The sequence below is a fragment of the Pseudomonas ogarae genome (genome assembly GCF_014268695.2).
Lineage (GTDB): Bacteria > Pseudomonadota > Gammaproteobacteria > Pseudomonadales > Pseudomonadaceae > Aquipseudomonas > Aquipseudomonas kilonensis.
The window spans coordinates 4,843,537-4,862,942 of sequence record NZ_CP077086.1; the positions used below are offsets into that span (position 1 = coordinate 4,843,537).

The following is a 19,406-nucleotide window of genomic DNA, read 5'->3' on the forward strand; positions in this document are numbered from 1 at the left end:
ACTCATTACGCTGCCGTGACTTGCTCCCACCAACCGATCAGTCGGATGGCCTCTTCACTGCTGCTGCCGCACACCTCGATGTCGGCGTCGAACGCCGAGCACACTGCCGGACGTTCCGGCTGGCCGAAGATCCGGCACAGGTTATCGACTGACAATTGCGCGCAACGTTCTCCCGCCGGTTTGCCTTGGGGCATGCCAGGGATCGATGAGCTGATGGAAGGGGCGATGCAACAGGCGCCACAGCCTTCACGGCATTTCATGACGGCGACATCCTCACGACAGTAATGGTTAGTAACAGAACACAGAGTACCGGCTAAAACACTCGTTTTAAATTACCGTCTGCGTGTTTTTTTGCCCATGGCGGGATGACCGAATGGTCAGCGACGAACTGCAGGCCTGTCGAAGGCTCATTGCTTGAATTCGAAGTCCAGCGCCGCACCTTCCACCTCATTGCGCTCCTGGTTGCGCAGTGGCAGCTGCATTTCATTGCTCAACAAACGGCCATTGAGCTGAAACGGCCCGGGTTTCTCGCCGAACATCGACGGCAAGAGCTGCTCACGCTTGGACTGCACCACCTTACCCGGTGGTTGCAGTTCCTCGACCATGTCACGAGGCAGGCTCAGATCGAGCTTGGCCGGCGGCAATGGGGTCTTGGCGACCTCGCGGGCGGATTTGCTCTTGGAAGCGATGGGCGCGCGCTTTTTCTTCGCGGGAGCTGCCTTTTTAGTGGAAGGCTTCTTGGTCACTGCCGTTTTTTTCGGCGTATCTTTCGTGGCACTGGCGGCCGGTTTTTCCTGCGCTGGAGTTGCCGCGACGACGCCTCCCATGTGGAAGGCGCTCAACAGGCCGATCAAAACCCAGGCAGCAGGAAAAATGGCTTTCATAGACACAACGGTACTGACGACAGGGACCCCCATGCTCGCCTGATAATGAGGCGCTGACAAGCACATCGAGCTAAGCCACTGACGCCTAAAGAAATCCGTTGGCCGTCTCTTGGCACAATTGAGTGGCCAGCATCCCCAGTGTCATCAAGGCCCGTTCTGCCTCACGGTTCCAGGGAGTGCCACAGTTCAAGCGAATGCAGTGGTTGAACTGCTCGGTGTTACTGAAAATCAGCCCTGGCGCGATGCTGATGCCTTGTTGCAACGCCCGCACATGCAACTCCTGGGTATTGACCCGCCCCGGCAGGCTGACCCACAGGATGAAGCCTCCAGTGGGACGGCTCATCTGCGTGCCTTCGGGGAAGTACTGCTGCACCGCCAGTTGAAAGGCGCTGAGGTTCTTGCGGTACTCCTGGCGGATATAGCGCAAGTGCCGGTCATAGCCGCCGTTTTCCAGGTACGCGGCGATGCCCATCTGCGTGACACTGCACGCGGAGTGAGTGCTGAAGGTCTGGAGCCGCTGGATTTCCTGCTGGAATTTACCCGCGATCATCCAGCCGATGCGCACGCCCGGCGACAACGTCTTGGAAAAACTCGAACAGTAGATGACCCGGTCCAGCCGGTCGTAGGCCTTGAGGGCCTTGGTGCGCCCCTGTTCGAACATCAACTCGCCATAGATATCGTCCTCGACGATCTGGATGTCGAAGTCCGACGCCAAGCGCAGCAGTTGCTTTTGCCGCTCTTCAGGCATGGTGCCGCCCAAAGGATTGCTCAGGCGCGTGGTCAGCACCAACGCCTTGATCGACCATTGGTTGGCCGCCAACTGCAAGGCCTCCAGGCTCATGCCGGTGACCGGGTCGCTGGGGATTTCGATGACCTTGAGGCCCAACAGATCCGCCAGTTGCAGCAAGCCGTAATAGGTCGGCGACTCGGCGGCGATCAAGTCCCCCGGCCGCGTCAGCACCCGCAAGGACATCTGCAGCGCATCGACGCAGCCGTGGGTGATCACCACCTCGGAAGGGTCCACCACGACGCCGGCATCGCGCATGCGAATCGCCACCTGGCGACGCAACGGCTCGAAGCCTGGGCTGAACATGTAACTGAACGCCCGCGGGCTGTGGAAACGCGTGACCTTGGCCAATTGCTGATGCAAGGCCCGAACCGGCAGATAGTCGACGCTCGGCACCGCCGCGCCCAGGGGAAATACCCCTTCGCGGCGCGACTCGACCAATACTTGCTGGATGATGCTGCTGCGCGTCACCAGCCCCGGACGCTCTACCCGGGCAATGTCCGGCGTCGGCGCCGTCAGGGCGGGCGTCTGGTGCACGTAGTAGCCAGACTGCGGCCGCGCGCGAATCAGCCCCTGGTCTTCAAGGTTGGCGTAGGCCTGCAGTACCGTGGCATGGCTCACGTTGAGCTGCGAGCTCATCTTGCGCACCGACGGCACGCGTTCACCAGGCTGATACACACCGCGCCGGATGTCTTCAGCCAGCTGTTGAGCAATACGTTGATAGAGCAGAAGGTTGGTCATGACGCAGCACTCGATTTCACGGGCATTTTATTCTTGTCGGAAACGATACCGGAACAGTTTAGAAGTGTACTGGGACAGTTGCCAGATTACTCGACAGTACAGTGGAGTGACAGCTCTAACTGTACTCATCATGCATCGATTGCAGGGCCAAAAAAAACCCGGCGCCTTTACAGGGGCCGGGTTTTCCAGTGACGCAGCCCTCAGCGGGCGGCGCCGAGCTGGCCTTTTTCGTCGGAGAACACAATTTCAACGCGACGGTTCTGTGCCCGGCCACGCTCGGAAGCGTTGACGTCCACCGGGTATCCATCACCGTAGCCTTCGACCTGGATACGCTTTTCGTCGATCCCCAGGTCCACCAGCACATCCGCTACCGCTTGCGCGCGGTCACGAGACAGCTTGAGGTTTTCCTGCTTGCCGCCGGTGCTGTCGGTGTATCCCTCGATACGCACCACGCGCTTGGGGTTGAGCTGCAGGAACTGCACGATCTTGAGCACGACCCGGTTGGCCGAGTTCTTCAGTTCCGCTTCGCCGGTGTCGAACAGCACGTCACCGAGAGTCATCACCAAGCCGCGATCGGTTTGTGTGGTCGCCATGGCCATGATCTGTTCTTCGAGCCATTTGCCCTGCTGCTGCACACTCAACAACTTGGATTCACGCAGGGCCAATTGCAGGCGCTGGCGCTCCAGTTCGAGCTTCGTCGCGCGCTCTTCGTTGAGCACCTGGTTGCTGTGCTCCCGGGCGATGGCACTGTAGCGCTGGCTCAGGTAGGCGTAATGCTGCACATCTTCGCCGCTGCCCCAGTAGCTGGATAACCGATCGGCACGGGCCAGGGACTCACCCGCGCGGATCACGTCCCGGGGTGCGGCACGCAGGACGTTGGCGTCCTCCTTGACCTTCTGAAAATCGGTGCTGGCCTGCTCGAGCGCCGCTTCGCTGCGCTGGCCGGCGCAGCCATACAAGCTGGCCAGGCCAGCGAGGACCAGACCGCCCAATACGTGGGAGTGCTTCATTGGGCATCCTCCCGCAACTGTTTGCGCAAGCGCTTGATGCGGGTGTCGAGCACGTTCAGTTGCTCCTGGCTCTTGAGGGTCAGCACCTTCGCTTCGGCCAGGCGGGCGTCGAGTTCGGCCTGTTCGGCCCGCATGCGCGCCTTCTTGTAGGATTCGTCGGCCATGTTGGATTTGGCGCGGGCAAACTTTTCTTCAGCCAGTTTCAATTCGGGCACTTCGTCGGCAGTGGCGCCAACGGCCCGGGCTTGCTTCAGTGCCTGTTCGGTCAGGCGGATCTGTTCATTCGGCGCCGGATCGGCTGCGCAGCCCGCCAGAGCCAGAACGGCCAGGGCAGCGAAAAGAGGTCGAATAGTCACTAATGTTCCCTACTGTTTTGGGGCACTGACAGGTGGCTGCAACTGTGTTCTCCAGCGCTCGAGATTGCGCTGCAACACAGCCTCCGTCAGACCGGACGCGGCCAATTCTGTCATCTTTTGCGCCAGCTGTCCGCGTAACCATGGGTCATTGCAGGCGGAGTTATGGGAGATCGCGAGAAACAACCCCGGTTTGTCCACCGGTTGCGGTGCGGCTTGCAGGTCGTTGGCCATTCCCAGTGTCTGCGCCATTGCCAGGCCCGAGTAGCGCCCCGCCAGGACATATTCCACCTCGCCCAGCAGCAATTTCTGAAAGGCCTGGGTCAGGTTGGGCGTGCGCACCAGGGACAATTGCTGCTCGGCAAAGACGCCGAATCCCTGGGTCATTGAGGCCTTTTCCGACAAGGCCCCGGGATGACCGTGAAGGTCCCCGGGCTGATTGATGACAAGCGTCGAGTCGTTGCGGGTCCAGACCAGGTAATCGTTTTCGAGCAAGGGCGGATGAACGTAGTCCAGCACTTCCAGCCCGGTGACGGTCAGCGGAGCGTCGGTGAGCAAGTCCATGCGGCCACTGCGCACTTCGTCCAACGCCTGGGCGCGCTTACCGGCATACAGCAGTTCGATCTTGATTCCCAATTCTTGCGCGACCTGCGCCAGCAGGTCGGCACCGGCGCCAATCAAGTGCTTGGGGTCCTGAGGGTCTTGCCAGAGATAGGGCGGCGCATCCGGGCTGCCGGTGGCGATCAGTCGTTCACATTTGCCGGCGGCGACAGACAGGCCTGGCACAAGCGCCAACGTCCACAGCAACGACCAGCCAGCCAAACGGCGCAGATCCATGGCAATACGCTCCTCTGATGCGGAAATAAAAAGCCCGGCCAAAGGGCCGGGCTCTTTATAAGTGAAGACGCCGGATTAGACCAGCTTCTCCAGCTCAGGGATGGCTTCGAACAAGTCCGCAACCAGGCCATAGTCGGCCACCTGGAAGATCGGCGCTTCTTCGTCCTTGTTGATCGCAACGATCACCTTGGAGTCTTTCATGCCGGCCAAGTGCTGGATCGCGCCGGAGATACCGACGGCGATGTACAGCTGTGGCGCAACGATCTTGCCGGTCTGGCCGACCTGCATGTCGTTGGGCACGAAACCGGCGTCGACCGCGGCGCGGGAAGCACCGACGGCAGCGCCGAGCTTGTCGGCCAGGGCGTACAGGTGCTTGAAGTTGTCGCCGTTCTGCATGCCACGCCCGCCGGAAACGACGATCTTGGCAGCGGTCAGTTCCGGACGATCGGACTTGGCCAGTTCTTCGCCGACGAAGCTGGAAATGCCGGCGTCGTGGGCAGCGCCTACCGCTTCAACGGCAGCCGAGCCACCTTCGGCGGCAACCGGGTCGAAACCGGTGGCGCGAACGGTGATGACCTTGACCGCAGCGTTCGATTGCACGGTGGCAATGGCGTTGCCGGCGTAGATCGGACGCTTGAAGGTGTCGGCGCTTTCTACCGAGATGATTTCGGAGATCTGGTCGACGTCCAGTGCAGCGGCCACGCGCGGCAGGATGTTTTTGCCGTTGGAAGTGGCGGCAGCCAGGATGTGGCTGTAGCCCTTGCCCAGCTCGGCGACGAGCGGAGCAACGTTTTCCGGCAACTGATGCGCGTAGGCGGCGTTGTCGGCCGACAGTACTTTTGCCACGCCAGCGATTTTCGCAGCGGCTTCGGCCACGGCGCCAGCGCCCTGCCCGGCCACCAGGACGTGGACATCGCCACCGATTTTGGCAGCGGCAGCAACGGTGTTCAGCGTGGCCGGAGCCAGCGCCTTGTTATCGTGTTCGGCGATTACGAGGATAGTCATGATCAGATCACCTTCGCTTCGTTTTTCAGTTTCTCGACCAGTTCAGCCACCGACTTGACCTTGATGCCCGCGCTGCGTGCAGCCGGCGCTTCGACCTTGAGGGTCTTGTTGGTGGAGGCGGTGGAAACGCCCAAAGCGTCAGGCGTCAGCACTTCAAGCGGCTTCTTCTTGGCTTTCATGATGTTTGGCAGCGACGCATAGCGCGGCTCGTTCAAACGCAGGTCGGTGGTGACGATGGCCGGCAGTTTCAGGGAAACCGTCTGCGCGCCGCCGTCGATCTCGCGGGTCACGGCAACGCTGTCACCGGACACTTCGACTTTGGACGCGAAGGTGCCCTGACCGTAGCCGCTCAAAGCAGCGAGCATCTGGCCGGTCTGGTTGTTGTCGCTGTCGATGGCTTGTTTGCCGAGGATCACCAGCGATGGCTGTTCCTTGTCGACAACGGCCTTGAGCAGCTTGGCCACGGCCAGCGAGGTCAGGTCTTCGGCGGATTCGACGAGGATGGCGCGATCGGCACCCAGTGCCAGCGCGGTGCGCAGTTGTTCCTGGGCGGTGGTCGGGCCGATGGAGACGACGACGATCTCAGTCGCCACGCCCTTTTCTTTCAGGCGTACGGCTTCTTCTACGGCGATTTCGCAGAAAGGGTTCATCGACATCTTGACGTTGGCGAGGTCGACGCCGGAGTTGTCCGCCTTGACGCGAACCTTGACGTTATAGTCGACCACTCGTTTGACAGCTACAAGAACCTTCATGGATTCCTCGTTACTCTCCGGTGAAAAAAAGTCGCCTAGGCGAACCTGGCGGTTGATGCTCATGGGCGCAAGGGCACCTCTAAAAACGCCGGCATGAACCACACATGACCCTGCTCACGGGAGTGAAGACCATTCGTCAGTGATGACCGATGAGTCATTCATTATCGCGGCGTGTAAACTGCGCGTCGCAACCACGCAATACGTCACTTTGTGCTGCCTTCGCCCTGTCTTTAGAGGTGCTCTTGAAACCAACAGTCAGCCTACGGCGAGCGCAAAACCGCCCGTATCTTGACCGGAACGCCTATTCCGGTCAATACGGCAAAATGGTCAGTCATAAGCCGTACGTCAGTGATTTATCTGGGCTGCGGCAATTTCAAACAAACGTTTGTATTGGACCCTGAGAGTGGTGTAGATATAATGCGCCGCTTATAGAGAGACACGCGTTTCATCCATTGTCGCTTTCGTCGCTTTTCGCGAAGGAAACAACGGATGCAACGCCAAACCTCCAATTAGAAAAAACTGTGAGCCTTGAGTAGGAGATAGCCCTGTGGAACGCGAATACATGGAATTCGACGTGGTCATCGTCGGTGCCGGCCCCGCTGGCCTGTCTGCCGCTTGCCGACTGAAACAGAAGGCCGCCGAAGCCGGTAAGGAAATCAGCGTCTGCGTGGTCGAAAAAGGCTCCGAGGTCGGTGCGCACATCCTCTCCGGTGCGGTGTTCGAACCCCGCGCCCTGAACGAATTGTTCCCGGACTGGAAAGAACTCGGCGCCCCGTTGAACACGCCCGTCGTGCGCGATGACATTTATGTCCTGAGAAGCGCCGAGGCCGCGAGCAAAATCCCTGACTTCTTTGTGCCCAAGACCATGCACAACGAAGGCAACTATATTATTTCCCTGGGCAACCTGTGCCGCTGGCTGGCCCAGCAGGCCGAGAACCTGGGCGTGGAAATCTACCCGGGTTTCGCCGCCCAGGAAGCGCTGTTCGACGAGAACGGCGTGGTGCGCGGGATCATCACCGGCGACCTGGGTGTCGACCGCGAAGGCAATCCGAAGGAAGGCCTCTACACCCCTGGCATGGAACTGCGTGGCAAATACACGCTGTTCGCCGAAGGCTGCCGTGGCCACATCGGCAAGCAACTGATCAAGCGCTTTAACCTGGACAGCGAGGCCGACGCCCAGCACTACGGCATCGGCCTGAAGGAAATCTGGGAAATCGACCCGGCCAAGCATCAACCTGGCCTGGTGGTGCACACCGCTGGCTGGCCGCTGGACATCATGGGCACCGAGAACACCGGGGGCTCCTTCCTCTATCACCTGGAAAACAACCAGGTGGTAGTCGGCCTGATCGTCGACCTGTCCTACAGCAACACTTTCCTGTCGCCGTTCGACGAGTTCCAGCGCCTCAAGCATCACCCGGTGCTCAAGCAGTACCTGGAAGGCGGCAAGCGTGTCAGCTATGGCGCCCGAGCATTGGCCAAGGGTGGTATCAATTCGCTGCCGAAAATGGTCTTCAAGGGTGGCGCATTGATCGGCTGCGATTTGGGCACCATGAACGTGGCCAAGATCAAGGGCAGCCACACCGCGATGAAATCCGGCATGCTCGCCGCCGAATCGGTGGCTGAAGCGTTGCTGTCCGGCGGCGAAGGCGGTGATGAACTGACCAGCTACGTCGACCGCTTCAAAGCCAGCTGGCTCTATGAAGAACTGTTCGCCAGCCGCAACTTCGGCCCGGCGATCCACAAATACGGCGCCATCATCGGCGGCGGCTTCAACTGGATCGACCAGAACATCTTCGGCGGCAAAATACCGCTCACCCTACACGACACCAAGCCCGACTACGCCTGCCTCAAGCTGGCGGCCGATTGCAAGAAAATCGACTACCCGAAACCGGACGGCAAAATCAGCTTCGACAAACTCAGCTCGGTGTTCATCTCCGGTACCAACCACGAAGAAGAACAGCCCTGCCACCTGAAGCTGACCGACCCGAGTATTCCGATCAGCAAGAACCTGCCGTTGTACGACGAACCGGCACAGCGCTACTGCCCAGCCGGCGTGTACGAAGTGGTGACCAAGGAAGACGGTGAGAAGCGCTTCCAGATCAACGCCCAGAACTGCGTGCACTGCAAGACCTGTGACATCAAGGACCCTGCGCAGAACATCACCTGGGTATCGCCGGAAGGCGCTGGCGGACCGACTTACCCGAACATGTAAGCCGTTGCGCTGAACATCAAGGCTCCCGTAATGGGGGCCTTTTTGTTGCCTCCGATTCAAGCAACACAACAGTCCACATGTGGGAGCGAGCTTGCTCGCGATAGCGATTTACCCTTCAACACAGATGTCGACCGACACACCGCTAACGCGAGCAAGCTCGCTCCCACAGGGCGACATCAGTGGATCAGGCGGCGCGCTCTTCCCCGGGGTTGCGTTCGAAGTAGCGCTTGTACTCCCGACTGAACTGCGACGAGCTCTGATACCCCACCTGGTGCGCGACCTGGGCCACGCCCATGCCCTCGGTGAGCAGCAGTCGCTGGGCCTTGAGCAGGCGCAAACGCTTGAGGTACTGCACTGGCGACAGCAACGTGCTGCGCTTGAAATGCTCATGGAAGGTCGAGGCGCTCATGTTCGCGCAACTGGCCAAGGTCTCGACGTTCAGCGGCTCAGTGAAGTGCGCATGCAAATGGCTCAGGGCCACGGCAATCCGGGCGAATTGGCCTTGCTGCTCCACCAGAGCCCGCAGCACATCGGCCTGGGGCCCGCGCAACGCAACGAACAGCAACTCCCGCAGCCGCGCCTGGCCCATGACCTGGCATTCCAGTGGGTCGTGCAAGCAACGCAACAAGCGTTCGACGCACCCACGCATGGCGTCATCGAGCACGGCGCAGGTCATCGATTCCGGCGTCTGCGGCGCCAGGCTCCGCCCCGGCACCAACCCCATGGCCAGCACCAGTTCCCCCAACATCGCCCGATCGATCGCAACGGAAACCCCAAGCAGCGGAGCATTGGGCATGGCGTAGGTTTCGCATTCGAACGGCACCGGCAAGGCCTGGATCAGATAATGCCCAGCGCCATATTCCAATGTCCGCGGCCCCAGGTACGCCAGTTTGCTGCCTTGGGCGATGATCACCAGGCTCGGCTCGTAAAGCTGCGGACCACGGGCGACGTCCTGGCTGGCGCGCAGCGCTTGCACGCCGGGCAGTCGCGTAGGGACGAATCCGTCGCGGGTCGCCAGGGGTTCTATCAATGAAACCAGCGTGGCGTTGGCATCGAGATGGCGGGTCAACAACATGGGCGAAAACTTCACGAAAAAAGGGATGAAACCATCATCGCAGGTCTAACGCCACAGAGGATCAAATCCTGGCCAAGACCGGAGGATTAGGCATGACAGGCGGAGGAATCGCCATCGCCGACTTTCGCCAGGACTCCCAAAATGGAACCCTCACCGTTCATAGCTTAGCGAGGTTCATCATGTACACAGCCATCGGATATGCCGCCCAATCGGCCACCACTCCCCTCGCCCCCATGACGTTCGAGCGTCGCAGCCCGCGAGCCGACGATGTGGCGATCGATATTCTCTACTGCGGCGTCTGCCATTCCGACATCCACCAGGCCCGCAATGAATGGGGCATCGCCGTTTACCCGCTGATGCCCGGCCATGAAATCATCGGCAAAGTCACCGCCGTCGGTGCGAATGTCACCCGCTATAAAGCAGGCGATTTGGTCGGTGTGGGCTGCATGGTCGACTCTTGCCGCGAGTGCGAAGCGTGCCGCGCTGACCTGGAGCAATACTGTTTCGAAGGCATGACCCAGACCTACGCCAGCCCGGACCGCGTGAGTGGCGGCCACACCATGGGCGGTTACTCCAACAGCATCGTGGTCAGCGAGCACTTTGTGCTGCGCATTCCGGCAGCACTCGACCCGGCCAGCGCCGCACCACTTCTCTGCGCAGGCATCACCACCTACTCGCCCCTCAAGCACTATGGCGTGAAGGCTGGCGACAAGGTTGGCGTGCTGGGCATGGGCGGCCTGGGTCACATGGGCATCAAGTTCGCCAAGGCCATGGGCGCAGAAGTCACGTTGTTCACCCGCTCGGCGAGCAAGGCCGAAGAAGCCCGTCGCCAGGGTGCGGACCATGTGATCGTGTCCACCGACGCCGAACAGATGGCCGCCGCAGCCGGACGATTCCACTTCCTGCTGGACACCATTCCGGTGCAGCACGACCTCAATCCCTACCTCGACACGCTGCGTTTCGACGGCGTGCACATCATCGTGGGTCTGGTCGAGCCGATCGATCCGCCGGTACACGCGGCAAAACTGATCATGGGTCGCCGCGTCCTGGCCGGCTCGCTGATCGGCGGTATCGCCGAAACCCAGGAAGTGCTGGATTTCTGCGCCGAACACCACATCAGCTGCGACATTGAAATGCTCGACATCCGTCAGATCAACGAGGCCTACAGCCGCATGATCGCCGGGGATGTGAAGTACCGCTTCGTCATCGACATGGCCACGCTCAAGGCCTGACGTTCGTCAAACCTTGGCGCCCAACTCCGCCGACAGCCGGGCTGTGACCCCTTTGACCAGGGGAATCAGCTCGGCCATTTTTTCCAGCGGCATGTACGGCACGGTGCTGGCGATGCTGATACCGGCAACAATGCGCTTGCCGGCGTCACGGATCGGCGCCGCCACACAGCGAATCGACGGTTCGTTGTCTTCCAGGTCGAAGGCATAGCCCCCTGCCACATACTCCACCATCCGTTGCTGGAACTGTTCCCAGGATTGTTCCTGATGCTGGGGCCAGAACTGATTCTTCCCGCCGGCTGGCAGGCTGATTTCATACAGCCGCTTCCATTGTTCCTGCGAATCATCGAGCATCAGCGCCTTGCCGATCCCAGTGCGCGCCAACGGCATGCGATGGCCTACGCGCGAGCGCATTTCCGGGCCGTTGCGCCCCGGGTTCTTCAGCAGGTACAAGACTTCGTCACCTTCACGAATCGCCAAGTGCACGGTGTCCCCGGTGAGCGCCGACAGCTCGTCCAGGTACGGCCCCGCCAGGCTCACCAGTGGCAACTCTTCCCGGGCCTGAAAGCCCAGCTCGATCAATTTCGGCCCCAGCAGGTAGCCCACTTGCGGCACCACGCGCAGGTAACGTTCGTCCACCAGGCAACTGGCCAGGCGATGGGTGGTGCTGCGGGTGGTGCCGATCAGCCGGGCGATTTCCTTCAAGTCACGGGCGCCGCTGGCGACCGCCTGGACCACCCCCAGGCCACGCAACAATGTCTGCGTGCCCGTAGGTGCGGCGTCCTTGGTGATTTTTGGATCGTCTTGCTGCATAGCCGGCCTTCAACAGTGAGCGGGGAACGGGCGGCATTATGGTCGCCCGCCCCGTCGGACTACAACTCGATGCGCTCGACCTTCCCGACCAGCAGGATGTAGGACAGCGCGCCAGCCAGTGCCAGGACAGAGATATAGGTGATGGCCGGGGCAAACGAATCGCCGCTGGCGAGAAAGCCAATGACGATCGGCGTGGCGATGGCCGCCAGGTTGCCGATGAAGTTGAACACCCCACCGGTCAACCCGAGCAGTCGCGCCGGCGCCAGTGTGGAGACCAGCGACCAGGTGATCGACGCCAGGCCATTGCCGAAGAACGCCAAGGCCAGGAAGGCAATCACCAGCGGCGTCGACTCGACGAAGTTGGCGCCGATGATCGAGGTCGAGATCAGCAACCCACCGATGATCGGCAGCTTGCGTGCAAACCCCACGGTGGCGCCGCGGCGAATCAGCCAGTCGGAGAAGAACCCGGAGCACAGCACGCCGACAAACGCCGCGAGAAATGGCAGGGACGCCAACAGGCCGGACTTGATGAAGTCCATGCCACGATATTTCACCAGGTAGGTCGGGAACCACGTCAGGAAAAACCACAGCGTGGAGTTGAGGCAGAACTGCCCCAGGTAAATACCCCACAACTTGCGTTGGGTCAGGACAATCCCCAGGTCGGTCCAGCTGAATTTGGCCTTGACCTTGGCGGTATCGGCCTGGATATCCACCAGCCCGCCACCTTCGCGGATCAGTTCGATTTCGGCGGCGTTGGCGCCTTTGAAATCCCGTGGTTCGCGATACACCGCGTACCAGATCGCCGCCCAGAGAATGCCCACCGCACCCGTGGCGACAAACACCATGTGCCAACCGAAAGCGTGTTGCAGCCAGGCTAATACCGGAGTCAGGAAGGCCAGCCCGACAAATTGCCCGGAGGTGTAGAAACCGATGGCCGTGGCCCGCTCGCGCTCAGGAAACCAGGTGGTGACCACGCGGCTGTTGATCGGATAAGCCGGCGCTTCCAGGGCGCCGACCGCCATGCGCAGCACGAACAGCGCGATGAAACTGGCGGCAAAACCCAGCATTACCGTGGCCACCGACCACAACAGCAACGCCACGCTATACAGAATGCGCGGCGGCACCCGGTCCACCAGCCAGCCACCGGGGATCTGCATGGCGGCATAGGTCCAGCCGAACGCCGAGAAAATCAGCCCGACGTGGATCGGATCGATGCCCAGGTCACTGGTCAATGCGGGGGCGGCGATCGAGAGGTTGCTGCGGTCCAGGTAATTGATCACCACGGTGATGAACAGCAGGACCATGATGAAAAAACGCTTGCGGCTGGGCGTCACCAACGACGCCTGCGCGCTCAGGGTGTGCGCTTGCATGTGAGGTGCCTCTTTTTATATTTGTCGAATACGGCAAGGATTGAGCAAGACCCTGTGGGAGCAAGCCTTGCTCCCACAGAACCCTTGCTCCACAGGAGTCTTTTGCTCCTGAAAGGATTCCTATCAGAGTGATCAGGCGTGACTCACCACTCGGCAAAACTGCCATCGGCATGACGCCAGATCGGGTTGCGCCAGCGGTGGCCGATGGCCGCGCGTTCGATGACGTATTCCTCGTTGATCTCAATGCCCAGGCCCGGGCCATTGGGGATTTTCACGAAGCCCTTGTCGTAGTCGAACACCTGCGGATCCTTGATGTAATCCAGCAGGTCGTTGCTCTCGTTGTAGTGGATACCCAGGCTCTGTTCCTGAATGAACGCGTTGTAGCAGACCGCGTCCAGTTGCAGGCACGCCGCCAGGGCGATGGGTCCCAGTGGGCAATGCAATGCCAGCGCCACGTCATAGGCCTCGGCCATGTTGGCGATCTTGCGGGTTTCGGTGATGCCGCCGGCGTGGGACGCATCCGGCTGGATGATGTCCACGTAGCCTTCGCTGAGTACACGCTTGAAGTCCCAGCGCGAGAACAAGCGCTCGCCCAGGGCAATCGGGGTGCTGGTCAGCGGCGCCAATTCCTTGAGGGCTTCGTAGTTTTCGCTGAGCACCGGCTCTTCGATGAACATCAGCTTGTAGGGGTCGAGTTCCTTCATCAGTACCTTGGCCATCGGCTTGTGCACCCGGCCGTGGAAGTCCACGCCAATGCCGACGTTCGGCCCCACCGCGTCCCGCACCGCCGCGACGTTGGCCAGGGCCAGGTCGACTTTTTCAAAGGTGTCGAGAAACTGCAGCTCTTCGGTGCCGTTCATCTTCACAGCGGTAAAGCCCCGCGCCACGGCTTCTTTCGCCGCGCGAGCGGTGTCCGCCGGCCGGTCGCCGCCGATCCACGAATACACACGGATCTTGTCGCGCACTTGGCCGCCCAGCAGGTCGCTGACCGACACGCCCAGGGCCTTGCCCTTGATGTCCCACAACGCTTGGTCGATGCCGGCCAGGGCGCTCATGTGAATGGCCCCGCCGCGGTAGAAGCCGCCACGATAGAGCACGGTCCAGATGTCTTCGATATTGCGTGGGTCTTTGCCGATCAGGTAGTCGGACAATTCCTCGACAGCCGCCGCCACCGTGTGGGCACGGCCTTCGACCACGGGCTCGCCCCAACCGGTCACGCCCTCGTCGGTCTCGACCTTGAGGAAGCACCAGCGTGGCGGAACGATAAACGTGGTCAGCTTGGTGATTTTCATCTTGTTGTCTCTCTTGTCAGATGCAGCGCACGGGCGCTGGAAAAGTCTTCAGTTCAAGGCGTTCCATGCGGCCACGTAGGCCTTGGCGCGCACCGCCACTTCATCCGCTGTCAGGCCCGGCTTGAACAGCCCGGAACCGAGGCCGAAACCCTTGACGCCGGCTTCGAGGAACACCGCCATGTTGTCCGGCGTAATCCCGCCCACCGGCACCAGCACGGTCCCGGCCGGCAGTACCGCAAGCCAGGCCTTGACCACCGCCGGGCCCATTTGCTCGGCGGGGAACATCTTCAGTACATGGGCGCCTTCGGCCAGTGCGGCAAAGGCTTCGGTAGGCGTGGCGACGCCTGGCGACAGGTACAAGCCCGCCGCTTTCGCCGCACGCAGCACCTTCGGATCGCTGTGGGGCATGACGATCACTTGGCCGCCAGCGGCTTTCACCTGCTCGACCTGTTCCGGCGTGAGCACGGTACCAGCACCGATCAGGCAATCGGCGGGCAAGGTACTGCGCAGGATGCGGATGCTTTCGTACGGCTCGGGGGAATTGAGCGGCACTTCGATGACGCGAAATCCGGCGCCGTACAGGACTTCGCCGATGGCTGCCGCCTCTTCGGGACGCAGACCACGCAGGATCGCGATCAACCCGTTGTGCGCCAGTGCTTGTGTGAGCATGTCAGACCTCCAGTCAGGTTCAGGGGGCGGTGGGATCGAGCAACCCGGCCGCTACGGCCAGTTGCCACAAACCGCGTTCGGTGGCCTGTTCGGCCAGGACCACCCGGGCGAAGCCGCAGGCGTCGAGGGCCCGTTGATAACGGACACAGAGTTGGGAGTTGCCGATCAGCACCACCGTCGGCAGATGCAGGCTGTCGCGTCGCCGACGCTGCACCTCGGCCAACGCTGTCAGCTCATGACCGATCAGCAGGCCCGAGAGGTAATCGGCCTGGGCGCTGGCCTCCAGTTCGCCGGTCAAGCCCAGGCTGCGGGCGCTGAACACCGTGGACAAGGGCCCGATCTGGCCGTCCACCGACAACGCCACCTGCACGCCACGATCAAAGGCCACGCCATCGAAGGTCGTACTCCGTTGCTGGGTGCGACCGAGAATGCTGTGGTCACTGAGCACGGCGAAGATCTCGCCGGTCATGAAGGTGTCGAAATGCACGATGCAGCCATCGGCCACTTCCACCCATTTCGAATGACTGCCAGGCAAGCCGATCAGCACCGCTTCGTCCGGCAGGCTGTGCAAGGCGCCAAGCACCTGGGTTTCTTCACCGCGCATGACATTGGGCAAGCGTGAACGCTGAATCACGCCGGGCACGATGTGCACATCGACACCGCGAAGGCTGCGAACGGTTTGTAGGGAATGTCCGAGATTGGCGACGTTGGCGGGTGTGTCGCAGTAAGGCGCTTCGCGCCAGCCCTGGGCACTGCCGACCATGCCGCAGGCAATCACAGGCAAGCCAGGCTGTGCATCGAGCCAGTCACCGCAGGTCTCGTCGAAAGCCAGTTCGAAACCGTCGATGCACACCTGGCCGGCCACGGTTCGCGGCCCGGAAGGCAACTGCATGATCCCCGATGACAGCGAGCGCTGCTCGAGCACCTCGCCACCGGCTGCGAGTTTGTAAGCCCGTAAGGAGGTGGTCCCCCAATCGAGCGCGATCAATTGCGCCTGCATCCGCTTCACCTGTTCTGTTTTTTGGCAGTGAGTGGAACGGACTATAAACCTGGGCGCGACAGAATCTCAATATATAAATATCACTCCCATATATTGGGATCACACATATCCAACACAAAGCCAATCGCCAACCGCCCAAGACCCTGCTACGTTTCTGAGCGGACGCTAAACAACTCAGGGAAAAAGTGATGGGACAACAGTTGAAAATCCTCGGCCGCACTTCCTCGATCAATGTCAGGAAAGTGCTGTGGACCTGCCAGGAATTGGAAATCGCCTACGAGCGCGAAGACTGGGGCATTGGCTTTTCTTCGACCCAAGATCCGGATTTCCTGGCCCTGAATCCCAATGCCCAGGTGCCGGTGATCATTGACGAGAACGGTGTGCTCTGGGAGTCCAATACCATTTGCCGTTACCTGGTGGGCAAGCATGGGCGCAGCGACCTGCTGCCTGTCGAGCCTGCCGCCCGGGCGCGCATTGAACAGTGGATGGATTGGCAAGCCACAGAGCTCAACCCGTCATGGGGCTACGCATTCCACGCCCTGGTGCGCAAGAATCCGGACTTCCAGGACCCGCAGCGCATCGCCGCCGGCATCAAAGGCTGGAACGAGAAGATGGGTTTGCTGGAACAGCAATTGAACCGCACCGGCGCCTACGTGGCCGGTACGGCGTTTTCCCTTGCGGATGTGCTCATCGGCTTGTCGGTGCACCGCTGGCGCCAGGCGCCCATGGAGCGTCCCGACTATCCGGCCGTGGCCGCCTACTGCAAACGCCTCGAACAGCGACCTGGGTTTGCCGAGTACGCGTCCACCGCGCACTCATGAAAGGCTCAGTTGCCGTTAGCGAAATCCCGTAGCACCTTGCCGTCCATTCGGTAGCGCACCCACTCTTCCTGTGGTTGCGCGCCGAGGGATTTGTAGAACTCGATGGCCGGCGTGTTCCAGTCCAGCACGCTCCATTCGAAGCGACCGCAATCGTTGTCACAGGCGACTTTCGCCAGATGGCGCAGCAAGGTTTTGCCCGCCCCGCCGCCGCGCTGTTCGGGCGTGATGTACAGGTCTTCGAGGTACAGGCAATTGCTGCCCAGCCAGGTGGAGTAACTGAAGAAAAACACCGCGAAGCCAATCGGCACGCCATCACGCAGGCAGATCAACCCATGGGCGGTTGCGCCTTCGCTGAACAGGCTGCGCTCGATGTCCGCCACACTGGCGATGACTTCGTGGCGGGCTTTTTCGTAATCGGCCAACTCGGTGATGAAGGCAAGGATTTGAGGCGCATCGCTGGGTTGCGCAGGACGGATCTCGATGGACATGAACAGGCCTTGTAGCCAATTGAAAGCGCCATACTAAGCCGCCACGGGGCGCTCGTCACATATCGATCCAACTATTTGATCGCGACGCACGCCTCCTTCAGAAGCGCCATTCGTCGCGCCCGAGGCACCAACCCGAATTCAGCGAGGCCCAAGATCAGGTAAGCATTCTGAAAAATGGAGGCGACACCCATGATCACTTCAAGGCTGACCGCATTCACCTTCGCCGCGCTGCTGTCCTCGGTGGCCTTCGCGGCTTCGACCTCCGGCACCGGGCCGACCGACCCGGTGCAGGCGCCCAACTCTCCCGCAACCGAAGGCCTGCCCAAGCTGAACACCGACGGCACCGGCGGCGGTAGCCTGAACAATGGCCAGCCACCCGCCACCGGCACCGATCCGCGTGTGCAGGGTAATGACACGGGTCGTCAGGGCGGCATGAATACACCGGACTCGACAGCACCTGATAACGCCGAGACCGGGGTGGGCTCGAAAACCACGACCGGTGGTTCGGGCTCCGAAGGTGGCGCCGTCGGCCAGTAGCCTCTGCTCAGACATTTGAGGAGGAACATTCCATGCCTCGTGGAAGCAAAGAAAAATATACCGCCGAACAAAAGCGCAAGGCCGCACACATTGAAAAAAGCTACGAGAAAAAAGGTGTGTCCGAGAACGAAGCCGAGGCACGCGCCTGGGCGACCGTGAACAAGCAGTCCGGTGGTGGCGAACGCTCCGGTGGTTCGGGCAAGGAAAAACCGGCAACGGCCAAGAAAACCGACCGCAAGGAATCGGCCCGCCGCGCTGCCAAGACCCGCGAAGGTCACCCGCGCACCAGCAAAGCCTCCCATGGAACCCAGACAGTGGACAGCTTGATGAAGGAGGCCCGGGCGAAAAACATTCCCGGGCGCTCGAAGATGCGTAAGCAGGAGTTGGTGGAGGCGTTGCGCAAGGCAGGGTGATTGTCGGCGTCTGGAAGGACGCCTTCGCGAGCAAGCTCGCTCCCACAGTGGGGTCTGCGCTGTGCCGAAGCTCTGACGCCTGGCACAAAAACCTGTGGGAGCGAGCTTGCTCGCGAAAGCGGTCGGCCCGGTTGCCGCAGGGTTCAGCGCTGTTTCAAGCGGTCGATCACCACCGCCAGCAGCAGGATCGAGCCGCGGATGACGTATTGGTAGAAGGTGTCGATATTCTTCAGGTTCATCGCGTTTTCGATGATCGCCAAAATCAGCACGCCTGCAATGACGTGGCGAATCATGCCGATACCACCGCTCAACGACACCCCACCCAGCACGCAAGCCGAGATCACGGTCAGCTCGAAGCCCTGGCCGATCATCGGTTGGCCCGAGGTCATGCGCGATGCCAGGATCACCCCGGCCAGGGCACCGATCACGCCATGCACGGCGAAGATGATGATCTTGGTGCGATCAACGTTCACCCCCGCCAACAACGCCGCTTCCTGGTTGCCACCGATGGCCATGGTGTTGCGCCCGTAGGTGGTGTAATTCAGCAGCCAGCCGAAAAACAGGAAGCAGGCGATGGTGATCAGGATCGGCACCGGCACGCCGAACAATTGGCCGTTGCCGAACACGAAGAACGATTCCTGGGACACACCCACCGCCTTGCCGTTGGCAAAGATGTAGGCCAGGCCACGGACGATCTGCATCGTCGCCAGTGTGGTGATCAACGCGTTGACCCGCAGCTTGGCGATGACGATGCCGTTGATCAGGCCGACGATCAGCCCCATCACCAGCGCCGCGCTGACGCCGAGGAACACGCTGTTGGTGTCGCGCATCACCACCGCCGCGACCACGCCGGCACAGGCGATCACCGAACCGACCGATAAGTCGAAGTGCCCGGACGCCAGGCAATACAACATGGTGCAGGCCGCGATGCCGGTGGTGGAAATCGCCAGGCCCAGGCCGCGCATGTTCAGCGGCGACAGGAAGTTGTCGATCATCAGGGTGCAGAGCACAAAGATGCCGATGGCCGCCAGCAGCATGACCCAGTCATCCAGGAAACGGCGCAGGTCCAGGGGTTTGCGTGCCGTTGGCAGTGCATTGTTTTGAATGGTCATGATTTA

21 protein-coding genes are annotated in these 19,406 nt (G+C 61.0%); 5 read left to right on the forward strand and 16 right to left on the reverse strand.

From position 1 onward, the window contains the following. Positions 1 to 5: 5 nt before the first annotated feature. The 8 genes from HU749_RS21155 to HU749_RS21190 all read right to left on the reverse strand — a co-directional run bounded on the left by HU749_RS21155 (position 6) and on the right by HU749_RS21190 (position 6,369). Positions 6 to 260, reverse strand: coding sequence for a YkgJ family cysteine cluster protein (locus HU749_RS21155; protein ID WP_014339470.1), 255 nt, complete (start codon positions 258 to 260; stop codon positions 6 to 8). Between the two features lie 147 nt (positions 261 to 407). Then, entirely contained in the window at positions 408 to 884 is a 477-nt protein-coding gene (locus HU749_RS21160) for a translation initiation factor 2 (RefSeq protein WP_079304931.1), read from the reverse strand. 85 nt (positions 885 to 969) lie between these two features. Beyond that, entirely contained in the window at positions 970 to 2,412 is a 1,443-nt protein-coding gene (locus HU749_RS21165; RefSeq protein WP_018613628.1) for an aminotransferase-like domain-containing protein, read from the reverse strand. 200 nt (positions 2,413 to 2,612) lie between these two features. Further along, on the reverse strand, positions 2,613 to 3,422 hold the full coding sequence (locus HU749_RS21170; RefSeq protein WP_186651286.1) for an OmpA family protein: 810 nt from the start codon (positions 3,420 to 3,422) through the stop codon (positions 2,613 to 2,615). After that, positions 3,419 to 3,778, reverse strand: coding sequence for a DUF4398 domain-containing protein (locus HU749_RS21175; protein WP_079304929.1), 360 nt, complete (start codon positions 3,776 to 3,778; stop codon positions 3,419 to 3,421). Before HU749_RS21175 ends, HU749_RS21170 begins: the two co-directional genes overlap by 4 nt. A 9-nt stretch (positions 3,779 to 3,787) precedes the next feature. Further along, positions 3,788 to 4,612, reverse strand: a complete 825-nt coding sequence (locus HU749_RS21180; protein WP_079304927.1) for a substrate-binding periplasmic protein — start codon at positions 4,610 to 4,612, stop codon at positions 3,788 to 3,790. A 75-nt stretch (positions 4,613 to 4,687) separates the two neighbouring features. Next, complete coding sequence (locus HU749_RS21185) at positions 4,688 to 5,617, reverse strand: electron transfer flavoprotein subunit alpha/FixB family protein (RefSeq protein ID WP_014339476.1); 930 nt, start codon at positions 5,615 to 5,617, stop codon at positions 4,688 to 4,690. A 2-nt stretch (positions 5,618 to 5,619) separates the two neighbouring features. Beyond that, positions 5,620 to 6,369 (reverse strand): electron transfer flavoprotein subunit beta/FixA family protein, encoded by a 750-nt coding sequence (locus HU749_RS21190; protein WP_014339477.1) that lies wholly within the window; start codon positions 6,367 to 6,369, stop codon positions 5,620 to 5,622. A gap of 547 nt (positions 6,370 to 6,916) precedes the next feature. Between HU749_RS21190 and HU749_RS21195 the strand changes: the two genes are divergently transcribed. Then, positions 6,917 to 8,581 (forward strand): electron transfer flavoprotein-ubiquinone oxidoreductase, encoded by a 1,665-nt coding sequence (locus tag HU749_RS21195; protein WP_186651284.1) that lies wholly within the window; start codon positions 6,917 to 6,919, stop codon positions 8,579 to 8,581. Between the two features lie 184 nt (positions 8,582 to 8,765). Here HU749_RS21195 and HU749_RS21200 read toward each other — a convergent pair whose 3' ends face one another. Next, complete coding sequence (locus HU749_RS21200; protein ID WP_186651281.1) at positions 8,766 to 9,656, reverse strand: AraC family transcriptional regulator; 891 nt, start codon at positions 9,654 to 9,656, stop codon at positions 8,766 to 8,768. A gap of 179 nt (positions 9,657 to 9,835) precedes the next feature. Between HU749_RS21200 and HU749_RS21205 the strand changes: the two genes are divergently transcribed. Then, complete coding sequence (locus HU749_RS21205) at positions 9,836 to 10,888, forward strand: NAD(P)-dependent alcohol dehydrogenase (RefSeq protein ID WP_186651279.1); 1,053 nt, start codon at positions 9,836 to 9,838, stop codon at positions 10,886 to 10,888. A gap of 6 nt (positions 10,889 to 10,894) precedes the next feature. On the opposite strand, the gene HU749_RS21210 is transcribed toward HU749_RS21205, so the two are convergent. From HU749_RS21210 to HU749_RS21230, 5 genes are all read right to left on the reverse strand, one after another. After that, the gene (locus tag HU749_RS21210; protein WP_013693986.1) at positions 10,895 to 11,698 is read right to left on the reverse strand and encodes an IclR family transcriptional regulator; all 804 of its coding nucleotides are present in this window, start codon (positions 11,696 to 11,698) and stop codon (positions 10,895 to 10,897) included. Between the two features lie 59 nt (positions 11,699 to 11,757). Continuing rightward, positions 11,758 to 13,068, reverse strand: a complete 1,311-nt coding sequence (locus tag HU749_RS21215) for an MFS transporter (RefSeq protein WP_024616933.1) — start codon at positions 13,066 to 13,068, stop codon at positions 11,758 to 11,760. Between the two features lie 143 nt (positions 13,069 to 13,211). Next, a complete protein-coding gene (gene dgoD / locus HU749_RS21220) occupies positions 13,212 to 14,360 on the reverse strand; it encodes a galactonate dehydratase (RefSeq protein WP_003179439.1) in 1,149 nt (382 codons plus the stop codon). A gap of 48 nt (positions 14,361 to 14,408) precedes the next feature. Further along, entirely contained in the window at positions 14,409 to 15,029 is a 621-nt protein-coding gene (locus HU749_RS21225; RefSeq protein WP_079304920.1) for a 2-dehydro-3-deoxy-6-phosphogalactonate aldolase, read from the reverse strand. Positions 15,030 to 15,048: 19 nt separating this feature from the next. Continuing rightward, positions 15,049 to 16,029 carry a 2-dehydro-3-deoxygalactonokinase gene (locus HU749_RS21230; protein WP_186651277.1) on the reverse strand — a complete coding sequence of 327 codons (981 nt, stop codon included), beginning with the start codon at positions 16,027 to 16,029 and terminating at the stop codon, positions 15,049 to 15,051. Between the two features lie 188 nt (positions 16,030 to 16,217). Between HU749_RS21230 and HU749_RS21235 the strand changes: the two genes are divergently transcribed. Then, positions 16,218 to 16,850: a glutathione S-transferase family protein gene (locus tag HU749_RS21235; protein WP_079304917.1), complete on the forward strand. Its 633-nt coding sequence runs from the start codon at positions 16,218 to 16,220 to the stop codon at positions 16,848 to 16,850. 5 nt (positions 16,851 to 16,855) lie between these two features. On the opposite strand, the gene HU749_RS21240 is transcribed toward HU749_RS21235, so the two are convergent. Beyond that, complete coding sequence (locus tag HU749_RS21240; protein ID WP_079304915.1) at positions 16,856 to 17,338, reverse strand: GNAT family N-acetyltransferase; 483 nt, start codon at positions 17,336 to 17,338, stop codon at positions 16,856 to 16,858. A 189-nt stretch (positions 17,339 to 17,527) separates the two neighbouring features. On the opposite strand from HU749_RS21240, the gene HU749_RS21245 reads away from it, so the two are divergent. Together HU749_RS21245 and HU749_RS21250 are read left to right on the forward strand one after the other, a co-directional pair. Further along, on the forward strand, positions 17,528 to 17,875 hold the full coding sequence (locus HU749_RS21245) for a hypothetical protein (RefSeq protein ID WP_186651275.1): 348 nt from the start codon (positions 17,528 to 17,530) through the stop codon (positions 17,873 to 17,875). A gap of 32 nt (positions 17,876 to 17,907) precedes the next feature. Continuing rightward, on the forward strand, positions 17,908 to 18,288 hold the full coding sequence (locus HU749_RS21250) for a Rho termination factor N-terminal domain-containing protein (RefSeq protein WP_186651273.1): 381 nt from the start codon (positions 17,908 to 17,910) through the stop codon (positions 18,286 to 18,288). Positions 18,289 to 18,431: 143 nt separating this feature from the next. Here the strand turns inward: HU749_RS21250 and araH are convergent, their stop codons facing one another. Beyond that, positions 18,432 to 19,400: an L-arabinose ABC transporter permease AraH gene (araH, locus tag HU749_RS21255; RefSeq protein ID WP_003204223.1), complete on the reverse strand. Its 969-nt coding sequence runs from the start codon at positions 19,398 to 19,400 to the stop codon at positions 18,432 to 18,434. Positions 19,401 to 19,406: the final 6 nt, after the last annotated feature.

What these genes read in the sequence shown, in the direction of transcription:
- HU749_RS21155 (WP_014339470.1), bottom strand. Translation starts at nt 260, where the DNA reads ATGAAATGCCGTGAAGGCTGTGGCGCCTGTTGCATCGCCCCTTCCATC.
- HU749_RS21160 (WP_079304931.1), bottom strand. Translation starts at nt 884, where the DNA reads ATGAAAGCCATTTTTCCTGCTGCCTGGGTTTTGATCGGCCTGTTGAGC.
- HU749_RS21165 (WP_018613628.1), bottom strand. Translation starts at nt 2,412, where the DNA reads ATGACCAACCTTCTGCTCTATCAACGTATTGCTCAACAGCTGGCTGAA.
- HU749_RS21170 (WP_186651286.1), bottom strand. Translation starts at nt 3,422, where the DNA reads ATGAAGCACTCCCACGTATTGGGCGGTCTGGTCCTCGCTGGCCTGGCC.
- HU749_RS21180 (WP_079304927.1), bottom strand. Translation starts at nt 4,612, where the DNA reads ATGGATCTGCGCCGTTTGGCTGGCTGGTCGTTGCTGTGGACGTTGGCG.
- HU749_RS21185 (WP_014339476.1), bottom strand. Translation starts at nt 5,617, where the DNA reads ATGACTATCCTCGTAATCGCCGAACACGATAACAAGGCGCTGGCTCCG.
- HU749_RS21190 (WP_014339477.1), bottom strand. Translation starts at nt 6,369, where the DNA reads ATGAAGGTTCTTGTAGCTGTCAAACGAGTGGTCGACTATAACGTCAAG.
- HU749_RS21200 (WP_186651281.1), bottom strand. Translation starts at nt 9,656, where the DNA reads ATGTTGTTGACCCGCCATCTCGATGCCAACGCCACGCTGGTTTCATTG.
- HU749_RS21205 (WP_186651279.1), top strand. Translation starts at nt 9,836, where the DNA reads ATGTACACAGCCATCGGATATGCCGCCCAATCGGCCACCACTCCCCTC.
- HU749_RS21210 (WP_013693986.1), bottom strand. Translation starts at nt 11,698, where the DNA reads ATGCAGCAAGACGATCCAAAAATCACCAAGGACGCCGCACCTACGGGC.
- HU749_RS21215 (WP_024616933.1), bottom strand. Translation starts at nt 13,068, where the DNA reads ATGCAAGCGCACACCCTGAGCGCGCAGGCGTCGTTGGTGACGCCCAGC.
- dgoD (WP_003179439.1), bottom strand. Translation starts at nt 14,360, where the DNA reads ATGAAAATCACCAAGCTGACCACGTTTATCGTTCCGCCACGCTGGTGC.
- HU749_RS21225 (WP_079304920.1), bottom strand. Translation starts at nt 15,029, where the DNA reads ATGCTCACACAAGCACTGGCGCACAACGGGTTGATCGCGATCCTGCGT.
- HU749_RS21230 (WP_186651277.1), bottom strand. Translation starts at nt 16,029, where the DNA reads ATGCAGGCGCAATTGATCGCGCTCGATTGGGGGACCACCTCCTTACGG.
- HU749_RS21235 (WP_079304917.1), top strand. Translation starts at nt 16,218, where the DNA reads ATGGGACAACAGTTGAAAATCCTCGGCCGCACTTCCTCGATCAATGTC.
- HU749_RS21240 (WP_079304915.1), bottom strand. Translation starts at nt 17,338, where the DNA reads ATGTCCATCGAGATCCGTCCTGCGCAACCCAGCGATGCGCCTCAAATC.
- HU749_RS21245 (WP_186651275.1), top strand. Translation starts at nt 17,528, where the DNA reads ATGATCACTTCAAGGCTGACCGCATTCACCTTCGCCGCGCTGCTGTCC.
- HU749_RS21250 (WP_186651273.1), top strand. Translation starts at nt 17,908, where the DNA reads ATGCCTCGTGGAAGCAAAGAAAAATATACCGCCGAACAAAAGCGCAAG.
- araH (WP_003204223.1), bottom strand. Translation starts at nt 19,400, where the DNA reads ATGACCATTCAAAACAATGCACTGCCAACGGCACGCAAACCCCTGGAC.